This is a genomic window from Bradyrhizobium hereditatis, from assembly GCF_020329435.1.
Taxonomy (GTDB): Bacteria; Pseudomonadota; Alphaproteobacteria; order Rhizobiales; family Xanthobacteraceae; genus Bradyrhizobium; species Bradyrhizobium hereditatis.
In genome coordinates, this window is record NZ_JAGKJK010000002.1 from 540,140 (window position 1) to 560,982 (window position 20,843).

Here is a 20,843-nt window from a genome sequence, read left to right on the forward strand (position 1 = left end):
TTTAGCACGGCGGGGACCTACCGCAACAACGTGTCTATTTCTGTGTGGATATGTGCCCTGACACCCCGGTCTCGGCCTCGGCACCTTGCGGAGGCGCCGGAAAAGGCCGATTCTAAGCCCCGATATGCCTGCTGAGAACCTGATCAACGCGCCCGAATTCACCGTCTCGGAGCTCTCCTCCGCCCTGAAGCGTACGGTGGAGGACCGGTTTGGCCACGTCCGCGTCCGCGGCGAAATCTCCGGTTTCCGCGGGCCGCACTCCTCGGGGCATTGCTATTTCGCGCTGAAGGACGAGAGCGCCAAGATCGAGGCTGTCATCTGGAAGTTCGCCCACGCCCGGATGCGCTTCAAGCCGCAGGAAGGGCTGGAGGTCATCGCCACCGGCAGGCTCACGACCTATCCGAACTCCTCGAAATACCAGATCGTCATCGACTCGCTTGAGCCGGCCGGCATCGGGGCGCTGATGGCGCTGATGGAGGAACGCAAGCGGAAGCTCGCGGCCGAAGGCCTGTTCGACGAGGCGCGCAAGCAATTGCTGCCCTGGCTGCCGGAAGTGATCGGCGTCGTCACCTCGCCGACCGGGGCTGTCATCCGCGACATCCTGCACCGGCTGCAGGACCGTTTTCCGCGCCGGGTTTTGGTGTGGCCCGTGAAGGTGCAGGGTGACGGCTCGGCCGAGCAGGTCGCCGCGGCGATCCGCGGCTTCAATGCGCTGCCGGAAGCTGGCCGCATCCCGCGGCCGGATCTCTTGATCGTCGCGCGCGGCGGCGGCTCGCTGGAGGATCTATGGTCGTTCAACGAGGAGATCGTGGTTCGCGCCGCCGCCGACAGCACGATCCCGCTGATCTCGGCCGTCGGCCATGAGACCGATATCACGCTGATCGATTTCGCCGCCGACAAGCGCGCACCGACGCCGACGGCGGCGGCTGAGATGGCCGTTCCCGTGCGGAGCGAATTGTTCGCCGAAGTCGAAAGCCTGGCGCGGCGCACGATGGTATGCTGGCAGCGCGGCCAGGAGAGCCGCCGCAACGAGTTGCGCGCCGCCGCCCGCGCGTTGCCGAGCTTGAGCGAACTGCTAGCCATTCCCCGGCAACGGCTCGACCATCTCGGCGCCGCCCTGCCCCGCGGCCTGAAGGCCAATACCCACGCCCATCACCGCCGCTTCTCGCAGCTTAGCGCCGGCCTGACGCTGAAGGTGCTGCGCGGACAGGTCACGCAGGCCAATCATCGCCTGATCGTATCGAGCGAACGCATCCGCCTCTCCGCCCGCGCGTTGCTGCGCAACCGGCGCGAACGCTTCATGGGGCTCGAAGTCAGGTTCAAGGCCTCAAAGCTGTCCAATGCCCAGGCGCAGCGCAATGCCATCGTGCGCGACTGCGAGCGCATGCAGCGGCTTGCCGAGCGCGCCCGCCGTGCCCTCCTGACCTCCCTGCAGCGTCTCGACGCCCGCGTCGCTCATAGCGGCCAGTTGTTGTCGGCACTGTCCTATCGCGGCGTGCTCGCCCGCGGCTTCGCGCTGGTGCGCGACGAGCACGGCCATGCGGTCCATGCCGCCGCTGCGGTTGGACCAAGCGCGCGTCTGTCGATTGAATTCGCCGATGGCCGCGTCGGCGCCACCGCCGATCCGGATCGCCCGGCCGCGACGCCCGGCCCCACGAGCGCTGCCAAACCAGCCCCGCGCGAGACCAAGCCGGCGACGCCGAAGCGCGTGCCAAAACCAGCGGATCAGGGAAGCCTGTTCTAAAGCATGATGAAGTAGGTCTGATTGCGACCACGAAGAAGGTGCGCTCCCTCTCCCGCTTGCGGGGGAGGGCTGGGTGGTGGGGGTGTGTCCGCGGGCGATACTGCCCGAGTGGAGAGAGCCCCCACCCGGCGCTTCGCGCCGACCTAAGAGCGAGCTTCGCTCGTCTCGACCCCGCAAGCGGGAGAGGTTGAAGCGCGTCTGCGACCAAATCGATCTAACCAAAAATCATCATGCTCTAACGCGCCAGCCACTCCGTGACGCGCGCTTGCGCATCCTTTCGGGCATCCGTATCGGTGCCGATGTGACCGCGCTCGGGCAATGCGGCATCAGCGCCTGCGATCGCCCGCAGCGGAAGATTCGCGCGGTCGAAATCGTGAGATGCGCCGGGATAGACAATAATCCGCGCCAGCGCGCTGCGGCCGCGGGCGCCTTCCACCGCCTGGCGACAGGCGGACGGCGAGCTGATGTCGTCCTTCGCGCCGATCAACAATAGCGTGGGCACGCGCGTGCTCCAGCCGAGGCCGGAGGAGATCCGGCAATCCGGATAGAATGCGATAGCGGAGCGGAAATCGGGTTCAGCATTGCGCGTCAACAGTTGCGGACGCACCGCCCATAGCACGGCGCTGGCGCCGTTCGCCCATCCCAAGAGGCTGATGCGGTCCCGCGCGACCCAAGGCTGCTGCAACAGCCATTGCCGCGACGCATTGATGTCCGCCACCCGCTCGCGGCGAGCGAGTACGCGGCGCTCCTTGACCCGGCATTGCGGGCCGAGTTCGCGCGAACCGTAGCTGTCCGGCAACAGCACCGCATGGCCAATCTTCAATAGCTGTTCCGCCCAGTCGCGGTAACGGGGCAACACCGCCTCCGACTGTGCTCCTAATCCACCGCAGCCGTGCAGCGCAATCACGGTGGGAAACGGCCCCAGGCCTTCGGGCTTGTAGAGCTGGGCATGCAACGTCAGGCTGGCTGAGGCGGGAATATCCACCTGCTGTGGCGCCGGCAACGGCGCGGCATGCGCCGTGCAGGCCGTAGCGAGGAGCGTCAGGGATAGCGCTACTGGCAAAAAAAGCATGTTGGGCCGGATTGTCGTGGCGCCGCGGTCACAGCGAATGTGAGGCTATCATGCGCCCCTGGCGCAAAATCATCACAAGTCGGTGGGGTTTCCAAGGCGGACAGTATGACCTATTTATGATAAATCGAAATTGGAGAATACACTTTAAGGCCAGCCCCGCGGGTCGGCCGATCGGAGAGTTTGGCGGTGCTCAATAAATTCGGTCCCTCAGGCCATGGCGAAGCGCAGGTGCAGTATCTTGATGGCGATTTCCGCGTGATCTCGCCCGGAACCTATGTTCGTTGCGCCATCACCGATGTGCGGATCCCGCTCGACGAATTGAAGTACTGGAGTGTCGATCTGCAGGAGGCGTATGCGCTGCCGAGCGCGGTGCTGCAGCGGCATTTTCCCGGCGCGCTGAAGTCGCAGGGCTGAGGTCATTTCCGCTCGCGCGCCTTGAATAACCGATCGGCGACGAACTTGCGCAAACGCGCCGGCTCGTCGAATTCGAGCGTCACCCCGAACGGCACGATCTCTTTCGCCCAATTCGGCAAGCTGCCGCCATTCCGCAGCCGCGCCAGATCCTTCTCCGTCGTTACCAATATCAGCCCGTCGCGCCGGCTCTCGGTGATCAGGCCTTCGATTTCGGCCTGAGAATATGGGTGATGATCGGGGAAGGCCCGCTGCTCGACGACGTCGATACCGCTGGCGCGCAGCGTGTTGAAGAATCGCGGGGGATCGCCGATGCCGGCAAATGCCAGCACGCGCTTGCCGCGAAGCTGCGCCACCACCGCGTCGTCCGGCTTCAGGTGCGCGCGCAATACCGGCTTGCCTTGGGCCGCAATCTCTGCCGCCACTGCCGCAGCGGCGGAGCCATCGCCGACAATGATCAGCGCGTCGGTGCGCGCCAGTTGCGGCCGCAGCGGCGCACGCAGCGGGCCCGCCGGGAATACCTGCCCGTTGCCGATCCCGCGCTCGCTGTCGATGACGATCAGGGACGCATCCTTGACGATCGAAGGATTCTGGAAACCGTCGTCCATCAGGATCACGGTCGCGCCCTGCGAGCGCGCCAGCGGCACGCCGGCCGCGCGTTTGCGCGACACGACCACCGGCAAATGGCCCGCCAGCATCAAGGGCTCATCGCCAACATCGGAAGCTGCGTGCCTGTCCGGATCGACCCTGATCGGTCCCCGCAATTCGCCGCCATAGCCGCGGCTGAGCACGACCGGTGTCTCGCCGAGCCCACGCATGAGCTTCGCCAGCGCCAGCACGGTCGGTGTCTTACCGGCACCGCCGACGTGATAATTGCCGATGCAGAGCACGGGAATGCCGGCCTTCAATCCCTTTCGCCTGAGGCGCTGTGCAGCGATGGCGCCATAGAGCGCGCCGAGCGGTTTCAACAGATGCGAGTTCAGCGAAGCGGGGCCGTGCCAGAAGCCCGGCTCACGCATTGGCTGCTCCCATCTCGATCCGCAATTGCAGCAGATACGGCTCAAGCGCGGAGAGTGTTCGCTCCAGCGCGCCGCCGAGCTGCCCGACCACGCGCTCGGACGCAGTGAGCACGGCCTCGCGCGCCTTGGGATCGGCGAGCATCTGCCCGAACTGTTTCACCAGCGCTTCCGGCGTATCAGCCCGCCGCGCGCCGCCGGCCGCATCGAGAGCTTCATAGACGTCGGCGAAGTTGAAGACATGGGGGCCGTGGACGACCGAGGCGCCGAGCTTGATCGCCTCGATCGGGTTCTGCCCGCCATGCTCGACCAGCGAGCCGCCCATAAACACGATCGGCGCCAGGCGATAGAACAGCCCCAGCTCACCCATGGTGTCGGCAACATAGATGTCGGTGGTAGCGGTCGGCAGTTCCTCGCGCGAGCGCAGGCTCGGATTGAGGCCGCTCGCTGCGATCATGTCGGCGATTGCCTCGCCGCGATCGGGATGCCGCGGCACGATTACGGTCAACAGCTTCGGAAAATAGCGGGCCAGCGTCCGGTGGGTTTCCGTGAGGATCTCTTCCTCGCCCACGTGCGTGGAGGCCGCCACCACGACCGGCCGGCCGCGCGTCATCGACATCAGCATATCCAGCTTGTTGCCGTCGGCCGGCGGCGCGGGAACGTCGAGCTTCAGATTTCCCGTAACGATCACGTTGTGGCTGCCCAAGGCCGCAAAACGATCGGCATCGATCTGTGACTGCGCCAGGCAGATGTCGAACTTGTCGAGCAGCGCCGAGATAGTTCCCTGGACCCGGCGCCAACGCGGAAACGAGCGCTGCGACATGCGGCCATTGATCAATACCATCGGCAGCCGCCGCGCGGCGCTCGACAGGATCAGGTTCGGCCACAGATCGGATTCGATGAAAAGCGCAAGCGACGGCCGCCAGTGATCGAGGAAACGCGCGACGTAGCGCGGCGAATCGTAGGGCACATATTGATGGATGACATCAGGCGGAAACCGCTTGGCGGCGATTGCAGCCGAGGTCACCGTGCCCGAGGTCAGGAGGATGCGCAAATTAAGCGCCCGCAGCCGCTCGATCAGCGCCGCAGCCGCCAGCACCTCGCCGACGCTGGCGCCATGAATCCATACCAGCGGACCCGCGGGGCGGGCATCGGCGCTGAGGCCGCGGCGCTCGCCGATCCGCGCGGGGTCTTCCTTGCCGAGCCTCACTCGCCGACTGATCAACGCAGGCGACAGCGGAACCATCGCGGACGACAGTTTCCGGTAGACGCGCAGCGTCATCGGCAGCGAGTTAGCCAAGAGCGGCCTCCGGACGACCGACCGCCGCATAGGCGCGGCGAGTCGCTTCGTTCAGTAAAGCTTCTACCTTAAGCCGCAGCTTTTCCATAGTTTCGGCGTCGGCGTCGGGCGGCACGAATATATGTTCAATGCCTACCACGGCACCGCGCCCGAATGGCAAATTGATGGTCGTAGAGTCCCAGTTCTTCAACCGAATGAAGCGGCTGGTCGCCATCGCAAACGGCATGATCGGCCGTCCGGACTCCCGCGCCAGCATGATAATGCCCAGCCCCACAACCCGCGCGCGCTTCGGGACGTCGGCGGTCGTTGCGACATTCCACTTGTCCTCCAGCGCCTGCAGCATCTCCCGGAAGGCGCCGACGCCGCCCTTGCGGTGAAAGGCGCCGCCGTGATCGCCGGATCCCCTGATGGTTCCGATGCCGAGCCGTTCGGCGGCAATGGCATTGAATTCGCCGTCGCGATGCCGCGAGATCAGAACCTTGGCGCGGTGGATCTCCTTGGTTTTGATGAACGGCGTCATGAAATGCTGGCCGTGCCAGAACGCGAAGATCGCCGGCATCTCCGGCTCGACTATGTCGTAGACGTTGGCCGGATCATAGCTGAAGCGATTGGTCAGCCAGACCAGCCGGAGATATTCGGCCGCAAGCACCCCCAGCGCGCGCTGAACGAAGGTGCTGCGCAGCAAATCGCGAATGAGACGTTTCAACTGGAGGACTTCGTGTCTTGACCTGGATCGAGCAGCCGGTGGAGGTGAACCACGAAGTAGCGCATGTGAGCGTTGTCCACGGTCTGCTGCGCTTTCGCTTTCCATGCCGCGTAAGCGGTTGCATAGTTGGGATACACGCCGACGATGTCGACCTGGTCGAGGTCCTTGAACGTGACGTGTTCGAGATCGGTCAACTCGCCACCGATGACGAGGTGCAGCAATTGCTGCGGGGCACTATCTGGCATGATTGTCTTTCCTAGCGGGATGCCCGGCAAGCAAGAGCGATACTATGACTCGCGGTATGAACGGGATGATTTGTGGCACGGATTTCGACCTATTCAGGGCATCCGACCATCCCGAAAATGCTCGACAATGCGCGCATGCCGATCGTGTCCCGCCGCTACCAGCACCCCGTGCACCACGTCCCGGCGATTGTACTCAATCGCATCCCCCGAGAGCACGGTCATTCTACCATTCGCTTCCTGCACGATTAAATTCGCCGCCGCAAGATCCCAGTCGTGGCTCTGGCCGCCCGCAAAAGCGGCATCGAGACTGCCATCGGCAACCCGGCACAGCCGCAGCGCCAGCGATCCGATTCGCGGATGCAGCGTGATATTATCAGGCGAGGTGCTCAGCCGTTGCACCAGCGGCTTCGGCCCGGCCATGCGGGAAAAATCGAGCTCCGTACCCGCGGTGGCATGCACCGGCTTTTCGTTGCGCGTGGTGCCTTTTCCGCGCACCGCGAAGAAGAATTCGTCGCTGGCAGGCGCGAACACCGCCGCCAGCACCGGCGACGACCCGGCGACCAGCGCCACGCTGACGCACCAGTCCTCGCGGCCGGCGAGATAGGCGCGGGTGCCGTCGATCGGATCGACGATCCAGACCAGTTCCTTGCCAAGCCGCGTATCGTCGTCGACGCTCTCCTCCGATAGCCAGCCATAGTCCGGCGTCGCCGCGCGCAGCCGCCGCTGGACGAGGTCATTGACTGCGATATCGGCCTCCGAGACCGGCGACGAGGCGCCCTTGGTCCAGTTCTTCAGTTCGGTGCGAAACAGCGACAAGGCTAGCGCGCCGGCCTCGCGCACGGTGTCCCGCAACAGCGCGGCATCGTGTGCCCAGATCCTGTCGGCGGTATCAGCGTCCGCCAAGCGTCAGGCCCTCGATGCGCAGGGTCGGCGCGTTGACGCCGTAGCGGAATTCCAGATCGTTGGCAGGAACCAGCGACTTGAACATCGCCAGAAGATGCCCTGCGATCGTCACCTCGCTGACCGGGTAAGTGATCTCGCCGTTCTCGATCCAGAAGCCCGAGGCACCGCGGCTGTAATCGCCGGTCACGCCGTTAACGCCGGAGCCGATCAGGTCGGTGACGTAAAAGCCCTGCTCGATATCGGAGATCAGCTCCTTCGGCGTCATCTCTCCGGGTTCGAGATGCAGATTGTACGATCCCGGCGACGGCGAGGACGAGACGCCGCGATGGGCGTGCCCGGTCGTGACCAGCCCGAGCTCGCGTGCGGTGGCGCAATCGAGCAACCAGGTGGTCAGCACCCCCTCGTCGATGAGAGCGAGCTTCTTCACCTTGACGCCCTCGGCGTCGAAGGTCTGCGAGCGCAGGCCGCGCACGCGAAGTGGATCGTCGATGATGCGGATGTCCTTGGCGAACAGTTGCTCGCCCATCCGGTCTTTCAGAAAGCTCGTCTTGCGCGCGATCGAGGCGCCGTTGATGGCGCCGACGAGATGGCCGACCAGCGATCCCGCAACGCGAGGGTCGTACACGACAGGCACTTTGCAGGTCTCGACCTTGCGCGGATTTGCGCGTGCGACGGTACGCTCCCCTGCCCTGCGGCCGACGCTTTCGGGCGAATCGAGGTCGGAGGCGTGTGGAGCGGAGGTGAAATCGTAATCGCGCTCCATGCTGGTGCCTTCACCTGATATCGCGGTCACCGATATGCTGTGGCTGGAGCGCAGATATGAGCCGTGGAAGCCGGTCGAGGTTACCAGTACCATGCCGCCGATGCCGCTTGAGGCGGACGCGCCGCTCGATTTGGTCACGCCCTTGACCGCAAGCGCCGCGGCCTCCGCTTCGCAGGCACGCCGCTCCAGCTCGGCCGTATCAGGAATATTGCGGTCGAGCAGATCGAGATCGGCGAACTCGCGCGCCAGCAGATCGGGATCGGCGAGGCCGACATATTTGTCATCAGGCGCGACGCGGGCCATCGCAACCGCCCGCTCGGCGAGCCTGGCGACGCCGTCGCCGGAAATGTCATTTGTCGAGACCACCGCCTGGCGCTGGCCGACCAGCACCCGCAGACCGACATCGTCGCCTTCCGACCGCTCGGATTCCTCGACCCGGCCGTCGCGCACTTCGACCCCTTGCGAGACGCCACGCACCGCGACCGCATCAGCGCTATCCGCGCCCGCACGTTTGGCGGCCTCAACCAGGCGCTGCGCCAGCGTTGAAAGCGCCGATTGATCGAACAGGTCTGAGGATGGTGAAGAGTTCACAAACAGAATCCCTGACATTGAAACGGGCGGGAACGCAACTCGCGCAAGGCCCTGAGATGTGCCTGATTCACAGGGATTTCAAGCATTTTGCGCTGCCAAATGCCAAACAATTTCCGCTTTTGCGCAAGGTCTCGTCAATCATGCGCGCCAAGGTCTTGTCAATCATGCGAGGAGATCCAGGGCAGGTGACCACTCCTTAACCAGGCTTTTTAAGGCGAAACGGAAATCGCTCGGCTAAGGTCCTGCGTATCGACCGGGAACATAATCCCGGCGGGGAGATGAGAGCCGTGAGGCGTCAAACAGCAACAAGCGGGATCAATCCCGCCGGGTCGAGCCGTGCTCTGCGGCTCGACCCTCTTTCTCTGCCGCTCAGCTTCCATGCGCACGACACCCGCGCAGACGGCGGCGTGCGCAGGGTCGAACTTCATCGCGAACGCGTGGTGCTGCACCGTGCCGTCCAGGGCATGCGGATGGCAATCAACGTCCGCGTCAGCGATTTTCTCGGCGTCGCGCTGCGCGGTCTCGACGACGAGGCGCAGGTGCTGGTGCTGGCGCATCGCGATCCCGCGCTGAACATTCCCTTGTGCGTGAGCTCCGATCCCGAGGAGATCGCCACCGCCTGGCAGATGTGGAGCGATATCTTCGCGCTGCCGCTATTGACCGAGGACGATGATCGCGAACCGGCCGCCCGCCGCCGCCGCCACAACGCGATCCGCGCCCGCCGCCCGAAATTCCTGATGCGTCGCCGGCTCGGTAATCTCTTCAATACCGACACCGTGCATCGCGACGAGCGCGAGATCATCGCGCAAGATTAGCTCGTCATTGCGAGCGCAGCGAAGCAATCCATGCCTCCACGTGCGGTGCTATGGATTGCTTCGCTGCGCTCGCAATGACGCGGAGGTAGCGACGCAACCTCGGCTGTCATCCCCGCGAAGGCGGGATCCAGTACGCCGCGGCCTATCGGTTCTATCATTGATGTCTCTGGAATACTGGTCACCCGCCTGCGCGGGTGACGACAACTGAGTATGACTTCGCGATCTCGCGGCGCATTACGCCCGAGGTTTGCATCTTTTTTGCCCTCATCAAAGTCAGAGGGCGCAGGGAAGACCGGGTGCGCGCCGCACCCGCGGTCTCGTGTGCTGCTTGCGCATAAAGAAAATGCACACGAGCATACAGGTTCGGCGGGAGCATCCCGGCCTTCCCTGCGCAATGGCTTTACGGCTTACTTCGTGCTCTCTCTGGTGAACGGCTCTTTTGCCACCATCGCCCGTGAGAAGCTTTCGCTTCTCGCGGACTTAACGCCAGCACCGCGGCGTCCAGACCACACGACTTCGCCGTACGCCTCCGGCACGCAACGTCTCTCGCGCCATCTGCGTCCATCGCATCTCACTGCGCGTTCGTGACGTTCGCGAGCGCCCCTCATCTCGCAGTGAGACGAACGGAGTTATGCCGCTGATTTGGGTGAGAACGAAAGCGGAATATTTTTGCTTCCGGGCCTTGACACGATTTCTGAAAATCAGAAGTGATTTGGCCGTCGTGCCAATTAGTCGCGGCCTGCCGCATCGAATGAGCTTGCGCGCAATGCAAATCACTTCGCAGCCATAGGGTACGAATTTGCAGCCTCGCATCGTCATTGCGAGCGCAGCGAAGCAATCCATAGCGAGGCTTGTGGAGACGTGGATTGCTTCGCTGCGCTCGCAATGACGAGGGAGGCGTCAGCGCGTTACCGCATCAACCAACAGTCCCGCAAACAGCAACAGCCCCGCGTCGCGGTTGGACTTGAAGATGCGCAGGCACAGCGCGGGATCGGCGATATCGAGCCGCTTGATCTGCCAGGCGAGGTGGCCGGCGAACGCGATCAATCCGATCCATGCCGGCCAGCGCACCCCGGCCAGCGCCAGCGCCACGCCGATCAGAACCACCGCGAGCGCATAAAATATCGAAAGCGCTAGATGGGTGCGTGCGCCGAACAGGCGGGCGGTCGACTTGATGCCGATCAGCTCGTCGTCTTCGGCGTCCTGATGGGCGTAGATCGTGTCGTAACCGATCACCCAGGCGATCGAGCCGGCGTAGAGCACGAGCGCGGTCAGATCGATGCGCCCGAGCGTGACGGCAAATCCCATCAGCGCGCCCCAGGAGAAGGCGAGCCCCAGCACGACCTGCGGCCACCAGGTGATGCGCTTCATGAAGGGATAGATCGCGACGATGACGAGCGACGCGATGCCGGTCAGAATCGCGAAGCGGTTGAACTGCAGCAGCACTGCCAAGCCGATCAATGCCTGCAGCACCAGGAAGGCAAACGCCTGCGTCACGCTGACCTGTCCGGCCGGCAAGGGCCGAGAGCGCGTGCGCTCGACCCTGGCGTCGAGATCGCGGTCGGTGATGTCGTTCCAGGTGCAGCCCGCCCCGCGCATGACAAAGGCGCCGATGAAGAACAGCACGATCACCAGCGGCAACGACGCGACGTCGCGCGCAATGCCGGCGGCCAGCGCCGCCGACCACCAGCACGGCATCAATAGCAGCCATGATCCGATCGGACGGTCAAAACGGGAAAGTCGCAAATAAGGTCGCGACCAGGCCGGCGCACGCGTGTCGACCCAGTTGCCAGTCGCATCGGCAACGCGGGTGGTCGCGTCGCTCATCGGAGCGGGATCATCGCGCGAGAACGTTGCCGTTCAGCGTATCGAAGGTGCTGCCGCCCTTCTTGACCGTCTGCGCTTCGGGCAGCGACGCCGAGCCGAGCACTTCACTAAGGCTCGGACCGGCCGGCCTTGCAGCGGCCTGTTGCGCGACGGCACAGACCTGCTTCTGCATCTTCTCGGTGTTCTTATGGCCGTTCTTGAGCTGCTCGGCGATCTGCGGCGGAATTCCGCATTTGGCCGCATTGGTCTCGACGTATTTGATCATCTTCAATTCGGCCTGGCCGAAATTGCCGATCAGCTTGCAGGCCTCATCCGGCGGCGCCTTGCGCTCGCTCGCGGCCTTGATCAGCTTGCCACGCCGTTCGGCTTCTTCGCGCAAGGGAACGAAGCCCTGCATGCAGGCATCCGGCGACCCGCTGGCCTGGGGCGGCGGCCCGCTGAATCCTCTGGAAACCGGGGCGGCACCTTGCGACGGGAACGGCGCCGGGGCGCCGACCGTGGCGGAAGGCGCTGCGCCATTCACCGGCGGAAACGGCGAAGCGCTCTGGTTGGGCAATGGCGCCGGAAACGCACCTTGCGCAAACACGTGGCCCGCGGGAACGATCATGGCGGCAGCGGTCAGCGGCACAATCAGGCGGCGGATCATCGGTTGTGTGTCTCCGGCGAAGGTTCAGGCAGCCCCAACGTCTTCAAAAACGAAGCGGATTTGCGGTGGGCATTTTTACGATCCCTGCCGCCCCTTAACAACCCGTTGATTGGGGCGGGAGCGCGGCGCGGCGCCCCCGGAAAGCCAAAAATAGCGCCCGGATTCTAGCGCTTTAGGCTAAAAGCGCCGCGAAACGGAACAATCAGATATGCCTGACCTCGATTTTCGCGCCCCTCGCCTGTTCGTCGATGCCCCGTTGCACGAGGGTGAACGAATCGCGCTCGAGCGCAACCAGAGCAATTATCTGGGCAACGTGCTCAGGCTCTCGGCCGGCGAGAACATCCTGGTGTTCAACGGCCGCGACGGTGAATGGCGGGCCGCGATCGACGGACGCAAGCGGCCCGACAGCCTCGTGATCATCGCGCGGACGCGGCCGCAAGACCGCCTGCCCGACATCGCCTATGTCTTCGCGCCGCTGAAACACGCCCGCCTCGACTACATGGTGCAGAAGGCGGTCGAGATGGGCGCCTCGGTTCTGCAGCCGGTGCTGACGCGGCACACCCAGGTCTCCCGGGTTAACGGCGAGCGGATGCGGGCCAATGTCATCGAGGCGGCCGAGCAATGCGGCATCCTGAGCCTTGCCGCGGTTGCCGAGCCGATCGCGCTCGACCGCTTTCTCGACAAGCGCGACTCGGCGCGGCTTCTGGTGTTCTGCGACGAGGCAAGCGACGTCACCGCGCCGGTGCAGGCGCTGCAGACGGCGCAGGCTGCAGCCGGGATCGACGTGTTGATTGGCCCGGAGGGTGGCTTTGCCGAGGATGAACGGGCGCTGCTGCTGCGGCAGCCGAAGACGCTGCGATTGTCCTTGGGCCCCCGCATCCTGCGGGCGGATACCGCAGGTGTCGCCGCGCTGGCGCTGGTGCAGGTGGCGCTCGGCGATTGGAATTAGTTAGGGACGCACCGGCGGATGGGTTCCCTCCCCCCTTGCGGGGGAGGGCTAGGGAGAGGGGTACCCCTTGCTCCGCTGCCGACGAAGCGCGACAGGGGCTCTCAGCTTGGGCTTGGCGCGCAATGGTTGGACAGGTCAGCCTGATGTCCTCGTTCGCATGCGCGGCTTACCCCTCTCCCCAGCCCTCCCCCGCAAGGGGGGAGGGAGCCTGACGAGCGTACTCACCTCACTTACGGCCTCAGTTCGCTACCAAGACCTCGCTTGGTTATTCCAAGCCACTGGCCATTAATTCAGTTGGCCAATCCCTGTCGAAACGCCGCCCGGGCCATGCTAAGGGCTGCGCCGACGAGCCTCCGGGACCCCCGGTGGAAACCCAAAACGAACCCGGAACCCGGTTTTTCCGGATATTTGGACCTGAAATGACCGCGACCGCCGCCTCCCCTGGTGCTGCCGGGTCCGCCGCCTGGGCGGACGCGCTGCTGCTGTCGTTTGCCCAAGGTGGCTACGTCCAGGCGCACCCGGCCATCCTGCAGCCGGCGGAGCCGTTTCTCGACCTCTCCGGCGAGGACATTCGCAAGAGCCTTTACCTGACCACCGACGCTTCCGGCGAGGAGCTCTGCCTGCGCCCTGACCTCACCATTCCGGTGGCGCGCGACTATCTTGCCTCGCCGAGCGCCGGAAAGCCCGCGGGCTTTTCCTATCTCGGGCCGGTGTTCCGTTATCGTGGCGGCCGTCCCAGCGAATTCCTGCAGGCCGGCATCGAATCGTTTGGTCGGCAGGACCGCGCCGCGGCCGATGCCGAAATGCTGGCGCTGGCACTGCAAGCGGCCGCCGCCTTCGGCGTGAAGGATGTCGAGATCCGCACCGGCGATGTTGCGCTGTTCAATGCGCTGATCGACGCGCTCGACCTTTATCCGGTGTGGCGGCGGCGGCTGATCAAGGATTTTAACCGCAAGGTGAGCCTCACCGAGGACATCGAGCGGCTGACGCTCGCAACGGCCCCGGGCCGCAACGAATATGAGGGCGTGCTGGCGGCCCTTGCCGGCTCCGACCGCAAGGCGGCGCTGGCGCTGGTCACCGATCTGATGTCGATCGCCGGCACCACCAATGTCGGCGGACGGACTGTTGCCGAAATCGCCGACCGCTTCCTCGAACAATCGACGCTGAAGGCCGGCGCGCTGCCGCGCGATGCGCTCGACATCATCAAGCGCTTCCTTGCGATCGCGGGCGATCCAAACGAGTCGGTCAAGCAACTACGCGCGCTGACTTCCGACGCCAAGCTCGATCTGGCCGCCGCTATCGATGAGCTCGAACGTCGCATTGGCTTCATGACTGCGCGCGGTATCGACACGAAGCTGACGCGGTTCTCCACCTCGTTCGGCCGCGGGCTCGATTACTACACCGGCTTCGAATTCGAACTGCACGCCAAAGGAAACGGCAAAGGCAATGGCGTCGAGCCGCTGGTCGCGGGCGGGCGCTATGACGGGCTGATGACGCAGCTCGGTTCATCAACGCCGATCCCGGCGGTCGGCTTCTCGGTGTGGATCGAGGCGCTGACACAGCTCGGCCAATCCGGCGCGCAAGGGAGCGCCGCATGACCACTCCCTTCGTTCTCGCCGTTCCGTCCAAGGGCCGCCTGCAGGAAAACACCGAGGCGTTCTTCACGCGCGCCGGGCTCTCGCTGGCCAAACCGCGCGGCGCGCGCGACTATCGCGGCACCATTGCCGGCCTCGATAATGTCGAGATCGCTTATCTATCGGCGAGCGAAATCGCTTTCCAGCTCTCGCGCGGCATGGTGCATCTCGGCGTCACCGGCGAGGATCTGCTCCGCGAAAGCATCGCGGACGCCGACAAGCGCGTACTGCTGATCGATAATCTCGGCTTCGGCAGCGCCAATGTCGTGGTCGCGGTGCCGCAGGCCTGGATCGACGTCCGCACCATGGCCGACCTCGACGACGTCACCACCGGTTTTCGCGCCCAGCATAACCGGCGCATGCGGGTCGCGACCAAATACATCAACCTGACGCGGAACTTCTTTGCTTCTCACGGCGTGGTCGACTACCGCATCGTCGAGAGCGCCGGCGCGACCGAAGGGGCGCCCGCCGTCGGCACCGCCGAACTGATCGTCGATATCACCACCACCGGCGCGACGCTCGCCGCCAATGGGCTGAAGGTGCTCGATGACGGCGTGATCCTGCGCAGCCAGGCGAACCTTGTCGCCTCACGTGATGCGGACTGGTCGACCGAGGCCCGCGAGACCGCGCGTGTCATTCTCGACCACATCGCCGCGCGTGCCCGCGCCAGCAAATATCGCGAAGTGCGCACCCGCTTTGCCGGCTGCAACGACAAGCTGCTGACGGAAGCGCATAATAGGTTTGGAGTTGTGGCGCCGTTCGGCGGGCCGACCTCCTCGGGCATGCTGACGCTGCACTGCCCGCCGATGCAGCTCTACGCGCTCGGCAGCTTCCTGCGCGAGCACGGCGCCGAAACGGTTTCAATCGCCTCGCTCGATTACGTGCTCGACCGCGAAAACCCGCTATTTGCCAAGCTCGAGGCGTTCTTGCGGCAATAGGGCTGCCGTTTCGTTCATCGTTGCGACAGCTTCTCGCAGGTAACATATACGGTTGGATAATCTGGGACCCCGATTGATGACGCTCGGCTCTGACGTTTCCCGCCTGACGACGACCACGGCCAGCGCCGCAGCGCAGGGCCTGTCGATTGTCGTGCCTGTATATAACGAGGCCGCGGGGCTCGCGCTGTTGCACGAGCGGCTGATCGGCCTCGCCCGCACGCTGATGGCGCGCTACGGCCTCGGCTGCGAAGTCGTCTATATCGACGACGGCAGCGCCGACAACACGCTTGCGATCGCGCGCTCGCTTAACGCCGACAGCCTCGACGTTCAGGTGGTGTCGCTGTCGCGCAATTTCGGCAAGGAAGCCGCGCTGATGGCGGGGCTCGACCACGCCCGTCTCGGCGCCGTGCTGTTCATGGATGGCGATGGTCAGCACCCGCCGAGCCTGGTCGAAAAGCTGGTCGCGCACTGGATCGATGACGGCTACGACGTCGTCTATACGGCGAAAGCGCATCGCGACAATGAATCGTTCCTGCGCCGCCAGGCGGTGCGCGGCTTCTATGCGCTGATCAACTGGGGCGCGCGGCAGAAGATTCCCGAGGACGCCGGCGATTTCCGCCTGCTGTCGCCGCGCGCGGCGGCGGCGCTGCGGCAGCTGCCCGAGCGCAACCGCTTTTTCAAGGGCCTGTCGAACTGGATCGGCTTCCGCCAGATCCGCGTCGGCTACGAGCCGGCGCCGCGCGCGCATGGCGTCACCACCTTCAGCCCGGGCCGGCTGATCGGCCTGTCGATCGAGGGACTGACGTCATTCTCGGTGGCGCCGCTGCGCTTTGCCAGCCTGCTCGGCGTGCTACTGGCCATCAGCGCCTTCATATTCGGCCTGACCATTCTCTGGGAGGTCTGGACCACCGGCAAGCAGGTCCCCGGCTATCCCTCACTGGTGATCGGCCTGATGACGATCGGCGGCGTGCAACTCATCATGATCGGCATTGTCGGCGAATATATCGGCAAGATTCTCTCCGAGCTGAAGGCGCGGCCGATCTATTTCGTTGCCGAGCACACCGAGAAGCGGGCTGACGGCGAGGCTGCGGCGAGCGAACGGACCGCCGCCGAATGAACGAGGCTGCGCTGCGCCGGATCTGGCTATGCGCCGACGATTACGGGCTCGCCGAGGGCGTCAATCGCGCCATTCGCGATCTGATTTCCCGCGGACGCCTCAACGCCACGTCGGTGATGGTGGTCGGACCTGCGATCGGCCGCGCAGAGGTCGCGGCATTGCAGGAGGTCGCGGCCAGCAGTCCGCGCTGCGCGATCGGACTGCACGTGACGCTGACCGCGCCGTTTCGTCCGCTGTCGATGCATTTCCGGCCCGTGGACGGCGGCCTGTTTCTGCCGTTTCCAAATCTGTTGCGCGCGGGCCTGTTGCGGCGGCTCGATCCTGACCTGGTCGAAGACGAAGTTGTGGCGCAGCTCGCCGCCTTCAAGGAGCTGTTCGGTCGCGCGCCCGATTTCGTCGACGGCCATCAGCACGCGCAACTCTTCCCGCAGGTGCGCGACGGTTTTCTGCGCGCGGTGAAAGAGGCGGCCCCCGGCGCGTGGGTGCGCCAGGGCGGACGCCGCAAGCCGCTCGCGAAATTGCTCGGCGCGCCCAAGGCGCTGGTGCTTGACACGCTCAGCGCGCAATTCCGCAAGCGCGCCGCCCATGCCGGGATCGCGTTCAACCCCGCTTTCGCCGGCGCCTATGATTTTTCGACAGCGTCCGATTTCGGCGCGCTGATGTCTGAGTTTCTTGAAGGGTTGCCGGATGGCGGGCTCGTGATGTGCCATCCCGGCTTTGTCGACCAGACGCTCGAGAGCCTCGATCCCCTCACCACCCAGCGCGAGGCGGAACACGCGTATCTCGCCAGTGATCGATTTCCGACATTGCTGGCGGCGAATAAAGTTACATTGAATTGACAAACTTCGACAAATCCGTCCGGCGTTTTGTCGCATACAAAAATTTAATTCGCCCGCCCACTACTTGGGACACAAAGCCCGCCTTACATCTCCCCCCGCGCGTCTCGATTCGACGCGAGGGAGAGGGCCATGACACCGCAAGAACGCCAACTGATTGACGATCTTTTTGACCGGCTCGCCAAGCTGGAAAGCGCCAAGCGCGATCCGGAAGCGATGTCGGCGATCATGGAAGGGATGCGCAAGGCGCCCAATGCGGTCTATGCGCTGGTGCAAACGACGCTGGTGCAGGACGAAGCGCTGAAGCGCGCCGACATGCGCATCCAGGAATTGGAAGCGGCGGTGGACCAGCAAAATCAGCAAACCCAACCCGGCGGCTTCCTCGATTCGATGCGCGACGCGATCTTCGGTCAGAACCAGCAGCATGGCCAAGCCCAGGGCTCCGTGCCGAACGTTCGCCCGCCTGAAATCGGCGGCAATCGGCCGGCCTGGAATACCGGGCAGGTGCTGCAGCAGACCCAGCCGGGCGGACCGTACAATCAGCCGGGCTACGGCCAGCCTTATGGCGGCGCCCAGCAGCAGCCGTCTGCGTTCGGCGGCGGTGGTTCATTCCTCGGCACGGCGGCGGCGGCTGCGGCCGGCGTGGTCGGCGGATCGTTGCTGGCGAACAGCATCCGCTCGATGATGGGCGGCGGCGGCAATCATCAGGCGTTCGGCGACACCGCGGGCCATAGCGGCGGCGTCGAAGACCGCAGGCCTTGGGGCGATCAGTCCGGCGGTGACCTCGCGCGCGAGGCCGGGATCAACGACATCGGCTCATCGAGCCGGCGCGCTGACAATAACAGCGACAATGATTACGGCTCGCGGCAGGGATTCTTTGACCAGGGGTCGCACGATGATGGCGACGACATGGATCACGATTCCGACGACTTTGGCGGCGACGATGGCGACAGCGATTACGCGTAAGCCACGCGAGAGTTGAAATCAAAGCGGCCGCCCATTGGGCGGCCGTTTCATTTCAAACCGGATCAACGATAATCAGATCACCACCACCTTGGCGCCGACGTTGACGCGGCCGTAGAGATCGATCACGTCCTCATTGCGCATCCTGATGCAGCCGGAGGAAACGTTGGTGCCGATGGTCCAGGGCTCGTTGGAGCCGTGGATGCGATAGAGCGAGGAGCCCAGATACATCGCGCGTGCGCCGAGCGGATTGTCCGGGCCGCCCTCCATGTACCGCGGCAGATCGGGGCGACGCGCCAGCATTTCCGGCGGCGGCGTCCAGGCCGGCCATTCCTTCTTCGCCGAGATCGTCTTGACGCCCGACCAGGTGAAGCCGGGACGGCCGACACCGACGCCGTAGCGCAGCGCCTTGCCGCCGCCCTGCACCAGAAACAGGAACTTGTTCGGGGTGTCGATCACGATGGTGCCCGGGCTTTCCTTGCCGTGATACTCGACCATCTGTCTTTCGAATTTCGGATCGAGCCGGTACTGCGCGGGGTCGACCACTTCCTCCTCGCGCCGCATCGATTGATACGGATCCATCGGCGGCAGCAGCATGCGTCGCCCGCCGTAGCCATACTCCGGCTGCTGCTGATAGACGGATTCGCGCTGATAGCGTCCGCCCTGCGGCGCATCGCCAAACAGGAATTCGATGAATCCGCCGCCCATGTTGGAGCGTTCGGCAGCGGCCATGCGCACCGGCGCCGGCGGCGCTACCTGACGGGCGTAGATTACGGTGGGCTCAGTCGATGATGAGGCATCGAACGCTGCGGCGTCACTGGCGAAGCAAAGGCAAGACGCGCTCGCAAGGAGCGCAAAAGAAATTTTTCCGGACATCGACGTACTCTGTACTGTTCGTCACTGCTGGCTTGCGCGCCGCGACACGACGAGCGCCGCTGCACGCGAACAATACAAATCAAAACCTAGTCGGTTTGGTAAACGGAAACCGCGTTTCGATTCACCACGTCCGCAATGGCGCGTGGATTTGCCGGACAGCGTTTATTTTGCGTGAACGCGCGCCGCTCATGGTTAATCGTTTGGTGTGCAGCCGCCGACACGCGAGTTTCGCGCGTGAACCTCACGTTAAATGGCGTTGGTCTACAACACCTTCGAACTGGAAGGGGGTGGGAATCTCATGTCGGTCAATCGCAAACGTTTTCGTATTGAACAAGCCATTATGGGCGACGCGCCAATTGTCATGCATGAAGAAGGCGGCGAGATCGGCCCGATGCACCGCGAGATCATGGCCGAGCTGCGCGCGATCCGCGCCCAGATGGCGAGCTTCGGCCACGCCCGCGCCGCTACGAGCGTGCAGTCGGAAATTTCGCGCGAGACCGCCGACGCCCACGCGCTTCTCGAAACCTATCGCGCCCAGATCGAACAGTGCGAGAAGCTGAAGGTCGAACTCGACCTGATCCACGACGCCATCAACCGCACCAAGCGCGAAATCGCCACCCTGCACGGCAAGAGCTTTGACGGCCAGGAAATGGCCAAGGTCAACGGCGAGCTCGGCGCCGTCGTCGGCGGTACCGAACAGGCCACCCAGCAGATCCTCGAAGCCACGGAAGCGATCGACCAGGCGGCCACCGCGCTTTCCAAGAACATCTCGCCCGACCAGCAGAAGCTGCTCAGCGAGGAAATCCAGGAACGTGTCGTCTCGATCTTCGAGGCCTGCAACTTCCAGGACCTCACCGGCCAGCGCATCAACAAGGTGATGGGCACGATGAAGTTCATCGAGCAGCACATCTATGCGATGATGGAAATCTGGGGCGGCGTCGACGCGATCAAGGCTCACGCAGCGCCGATCGTCGACACCCGCGAAGGCGACGCCAAGCTGCTCAACGGCCCGAAGCTCGACGGCGACGTCGGCCACGCCTCGCAAGACGACATCGACGCGATGTTCAATTGATCGGCTGGTTAAGATAGCCCAAATAAAGCGCCGGCTTCGAGCCGGCGTTTTTTGTTCGATCGTTGCGACTGCTCCTTGTACTAGTCAGGGACGCACCGACGGAAGGGTTGAGCAACCGGCGACATGGGTAACAGTTCTGACCGACGACATAGGTAACACAATTCCCGTTTCGTTCAGGTCTGTTGTTGCTGGGCCTGTGCGGCTTGTGGGCAACGCCCCTTCGCGTTGTCCACAAGTCCACAGGCCTTGCGTTTTGGTTTGTTCAGGCGATCGCCGCGGTGAGTGATCACGCCGAGCTCGATCCGCCCGTAGCTGACGGTCCAGCATCCCGCGTCGTCTTCGGCCAGGCCGACCGGCTCGCCGACGAGAGCCTCGTTGATGTAGATCGTGCTGCCGTTCCACTTGATCTCGCCGTTGTG

General features: G+C 64.3%; 20 protein-coding genes and 1 pseudogene. 10 read left to right on the forward strand and 11 right to left on the reverse strand.

What is annotated here, in order from left to right:
- The first annotated feature begins 124 nt into the window (after positions 1–124).
- Entirely contained in the window at positions 125–1,744 is a 1,620-nt protein-coding gene (gene xseA, locus J6524_RS07920) for an exodeoxyribonuclease VII large subunit (RefSeq protein WP_225669810.1), read from the forward strand.
- A 235-nt stretch (positions 1,745–1,979) separates the two neighbouring features.
- Here the strand turns inward: xseA and J6524_RS07925 are convergent, their stop codons facing one another.
- Positions 1,980–2,816 carry a dienelactone hydrolase family protein gene (locus J6524_RS07925; RefSeq protein WP_225669811.1) on the reverse strand — a complete coding sequence of 279 codons (837 nt, stop codon included), beginning with the start codon at positions 2,814–2,816 and terminating at the stop codon, positions 1,980–1,982.
- Positions 2,817–3,002: 186 nt separating this feature from the next.
- On the opposite strand from J6524_RS07925, the gene J6524_RS07930 reads away from it, so the two are divergent.
- Positions 3,003–3,230, forward strand: a complete 228-nt coding sequence (locus J6524_RS07930) for a DUF2093 domain-containing protein (RefSeq protein WP_225669812.1) — start codon at positions 3,003–3,005, stop codon at positions 3,228–3,230.
- Positions 3,231–3,232: 2 nt separating this feature from the next.
- On the opposite strand, the gene lpxK is transcribed toward J6524_RS07930, so the two are convergent.
- The 6 genes from lpxK to J6524_RS07960 all read right to left on the reverse strand — a co-directional run bounded on the left by lpxK (position 3,233) and on the right by J6524_RS07960 (position 8,751).
- Positions 3,233–4,246: a tetraacyldisaccharide 4'-kinase gene (lpxK, locus tag J6524_RS07935; protein ID WP_225669813.1), complete on the reverse strand. Its 1,014-nt coding sequence runs from the start codon at positions 4,244–4,246 to the stop codon at positions 3,233–3,235.
- Complete coding sequence (locus J6524_RS07940) at positions 4,239–5,573, reverse strand: 3-deoxy-D-manno-octulosonic acid transferase (protein ID WP_225669814.1); 1,335 nt, start codon at positions 5,571–5,573, stop codon at positions 4,239–4,241. Before J6524_RS07940 ends, lpxK begins: the two co-directional genes overlap by 8 nt.
- Positions 5,536–6,249 carry a lysophospholipid acyltransferase family protein gene (locus tag J6524_RS07945; protein ID WP_225669815.1) on the reverse strand — a complete coding sequence of 238 codons (714 nt, stop codon included), beginning with the start codon at positions 6,247–6,249 and terminating at the stop codon, positions 5,536–5,538. The genes J6524_RS07940 and J6524_RS07945 overlap by 38 nt, the downstream gene beginning before the upstream one ends.
- Entirely contained in the window at positions 6,246–6,494 is a 249-nt protein-coding gene (locus J6524_RS07950) for a DUF4170 domain-containing protein (protein ID WP_225669816.1), read from the reverse strand. The genes J6524_RS07945 and J6524_RS07950 overlap by 4 nt, the downstream gene beginning before the upstream one ends.
- 93 nt (positions 6,495–6,587) lie before the next feature.
- Positions 6,588–7,397, reverse strand: a complete 810-nt coding sequence (locus tag J6524_RS07955; RefSeq protein ID WP_225669817.1) for a 3'(2'),5'-bisphosphate nucleotidase CysQ — start codon at positions 7,395–7,397, stop codon at positions 6,588–6,590.
- Positions 7,384–8,751 carry a TldD/PmbA family protein gene (locus J6524_RS07960; protein WP_225669818.1) on the reverse strand — a complete coding sequence of 456 codons (1,368 nt, stop codon included), beginning with the start codon at positions 8,749–8,751 and terminating at the stop codon, positions 7,384–7,386. Before J6524_RS07960 ends, J6524_RS07955 begins: the two co-directional genes overlap by 14 nt.
- Before the next feature lie 287 nt (positions 8,752–9,038).
- Here J6524_RS07960 and J6524_RS07965 point away from each other — a divergent pair, with 287 nt between their 5' ends.
- A complete protein-coding gene (locus tag J6524_RS07965; RefSeq protein WP_225669819.1) occupies positions 9,039–9,566 on the forward strand; it encodes a DUF6101 family protein in 528 nt (175 codons plus the stop codon).
- A 900-nt stretch (positions 9,567–10,466) separates the two neighbouring features.
- On the opposite strand, the gene ubiA is transcribed toward J6524_RS07965, so the two are convergent.
- Together ubiA and J6524_RS07975 are read right to left on the reverse strand one after the other, a co-directional pair.
- Positions 10,467–11,393, reverse strand: coding sequence for a 4-hydroxybenzoate octaprenyltransferase (gene ubiA / locus J6524_RS07970; protein ID WP_225669820.1), 927 nt, complete (start codon positions 11,391–11,393; stop codon positions 10,467–10,469).
- A gap of 10 nt (positions 11,394–11,403) precedes the next feature.
- Positions 11,404–12,039, reverse strand: coding sequence for a hypothetical protein (locus J6524_RS07975; protein WP_225669821.1), 636 nt, complete (start codon positions 12,037–12,039; stop codon positions 11,404–11,406).
- A 208-nt stretch (positions 12,040–12,247) separates the two neighbouring features.
- On the opposite strand from J6524_RS07975, the gene J6524_RS07980 reads away from it, so the two are divergent.
- From J6524_RS07980 to J6524_RS08005, 6 genes are all read left to right on the forward strand, one after another.
- A complete protein-coding gene (locus J6524_RS07980; protein WP_225669822.1) occupies positions 12,248–12,988 on the forward strand; it encodes a 16S rRNA (uracil(1498)-N(3))-methyltransferase in 741 nt (246 codons plus the stop codon).
- Positions 12,989–13,407: 419 nt separating this feature from the next.
- Positions 13,408–14,586 carry an ATP phosphoribosyltransferase regulatory subunit gene (locus J6524_RS07985; RefSeq protein ID WP_225669823.1) on the forward strand — a complete coding sequence of 393 codons (1,179 nt, stop codon included), beginning with the start codon at positions 13,408–13,410 and terminating at the stop codon, positions 14,584–14,586.
- A complete protein-coding gene (gene hisG / locus J6524_RS07990; RefSeq protein ID WP_225669824.1) occupies positions 14,583–15,560 on the forward strand; it encodes an ATP phosphoribosyltransferase in 978 nt (325 codons plus the stop codon). Before J6524_RS07985 ends, hisG begins: the two co-directional genes overlap by 4 nt.
- A gap of 76 nt (positions 15,561–15,636) precedes the next feature.
- Positions 15,637–16,677, forward strand: a complete 1,041-nt coding sequence (locus J6524_RS07995) for a glycosyltransferase family 2 protein (protein WP_225669825.1) — start codon at positions 15,637–15,639, stop codon at positions 16,675–16,677.
- Positions 16,674–17,516 (forward strand): ChbG/HpnK family deacetylase, encoded by an 843-nt coding sequence (locus J6524_RS08000; RefSeq protein ID WP_225669826.1) that lies wholly within the window; start codon positions 16,674–16,676, stop codon positions 17,514–17,516. Before J6524_RS07995 ends, J6524_RS08000 begins: the two co-directional genes overlap by 4 nt.
- Before the next feature lie 129 nt (positions 17,517–17,645).
- Positions 17,646–18,479, forward strand: a complete 834-nt coding sequence (locus J6524_RS08005) for a DUF2076 domain-containing protein (RefSeq protein WP_225669827.1) — start codon at positions 17,646–17,648, stop codon at positions 18,477–18,479.
- A 72-nt stretch (positions 18,480–18,551) separates the two neighbouring features.
- Here J6524_RS08005 and J6524_RS08010 read toward each other — a convergent pair whose 3' ends face one another.
- Positions 18,552–19,352: a L,D-transpeptidase gene (locus J6524_RS08010; protein WP_225669828.1), complete on the reverse strand. Its 801-nt coding sequence runs from the start codon at positions 19,350–19,352 to the stop codon at positions 18,552–18,554.
- A 298-nt stretch (positions 19,353–19,650) separates the two neighbouring features.
- Between J6524_RS08010 and J6524_RS08015 the strand changes: the two genes are divergently transcribed.
- Complete coding sequence (locus tag J6524_RS08015; protein ID WP_225669855.1) at positions 19,651–20,424, forward strand: protein phosphatase CheZ; 774 nt, start codon at positions 19,651–19,653, stop codon at positions 20,422–20,424.
- A gap of 173 nt (positions 20,425–20,597) precedes the next feature.
- Here J6524_RS08015 and J6524_RS08020 read toward each other — a convergent pair.
- Positions 20,598–20,843: pseudogene (locus J6524_RS08020) on the reverse strand (integrase core domain-containing protein); the annotation flags it as partial.

Coding starts and splice junctions, on each gene's coding strand:
- lpxK (WP_225669813.1), bottom strand. CDS start 4,246: ATGCGTGAGCCGGGCTTCTGGCACGGCCCCGCTTCGCTGAACTCGCAT.
- J6524_RS08005 (WP_225669827.1), top strand. CDS start 17,646: ATGACACCGCAAGAACGCCAACTGATTGACGATCTTTTTGACCGGCTC.
- hisG (WP_225669824.1), top strand. CDS start 14,583: ATGACCACTCCCTTCGTTCTCGCCGTTCCGTCCAAGGGCCGCCTGCAG.
- J6524_RS07940 (WP_225669814.1), bottom strand. CDS start 5,573: ATGCGGCGGTCGGTCGTCCGGAGGCCGCTCTTGGCTAACTCGCTGCCG.
- J6524_RS07950 (WP_225669816.1), bottom strand. CDS start 6,494: ATGCCAGATAGTGCCCCGCAGCAATTGCTGCACCTCGTCATCGGTGGC.
- J6524_RS07995 (WP_225669825.1), top strand. CDS start 15,637: ATGACGCTCGGCTCTGACGTTTCCCGCCTGACGACGACCACGGCCAGC.
- xseA (WP_225669810.1), top strand. CDS start 125: ATGCCTGCTGAGAACCTGATCAACGCGCCCGAATTCACCGTCTCGGAG.
- J6524_RS08010 (WP_225669828.1), bottom strand. CDS start 19,352: ATGTCCGGAAAAATTTCTTTTGCGCTCCTTGCGAGCGCGTCTTGCCTT.
- J6524_RS07925 (WP_225669811.1), bottom strand. CDS start 2,816: ATGCTTTTTTTGCCAGTAGCGCTATCCCTGACGCTCCTCGCTACGGCC.
- J6524_RS07975 (WP_225669821.1), bottom strand. CDS start 12,039: ATGATCCGCCGCCTGATTGTGCCGCTGACCGCTGCCGCCATGATCGTT.
- J6524_RS07980 (WP_225669822.1), top strand. CDS start 12,248: ATGCCTGACCTCGATTTTCGCGCCCCTCGCCTGTTCGTCGATGCCCCG.
- J6524_RS07985 (WP_225669823.1), top strand. CDS start 13,408: ATGACCGCGACCGCCGCCTCCCCTGGTGCTGCCGGGTCCGCCGCCTGG.
- ubiA (WP_225669820.1), bottom strand. CDS start 11,393: ATGAGCGACGCGACCACCCGCGTTGCCGATGCGACTGGCAACTGGGTC.
- J6524_RS08015 (WP_225669855.1), top strand. CDS start 19,651: ATGTCGGTCAATCGCAAACGTTTTCGTATTGAACAAGCCATTATGGGC.
- J6524_RS08000 (WP_225669826.1), top strand. CDS start 16,674: ATGAACGAGGCTGCGCTGCGCCGGATCTGGCTATGCGCCGACGATTAC.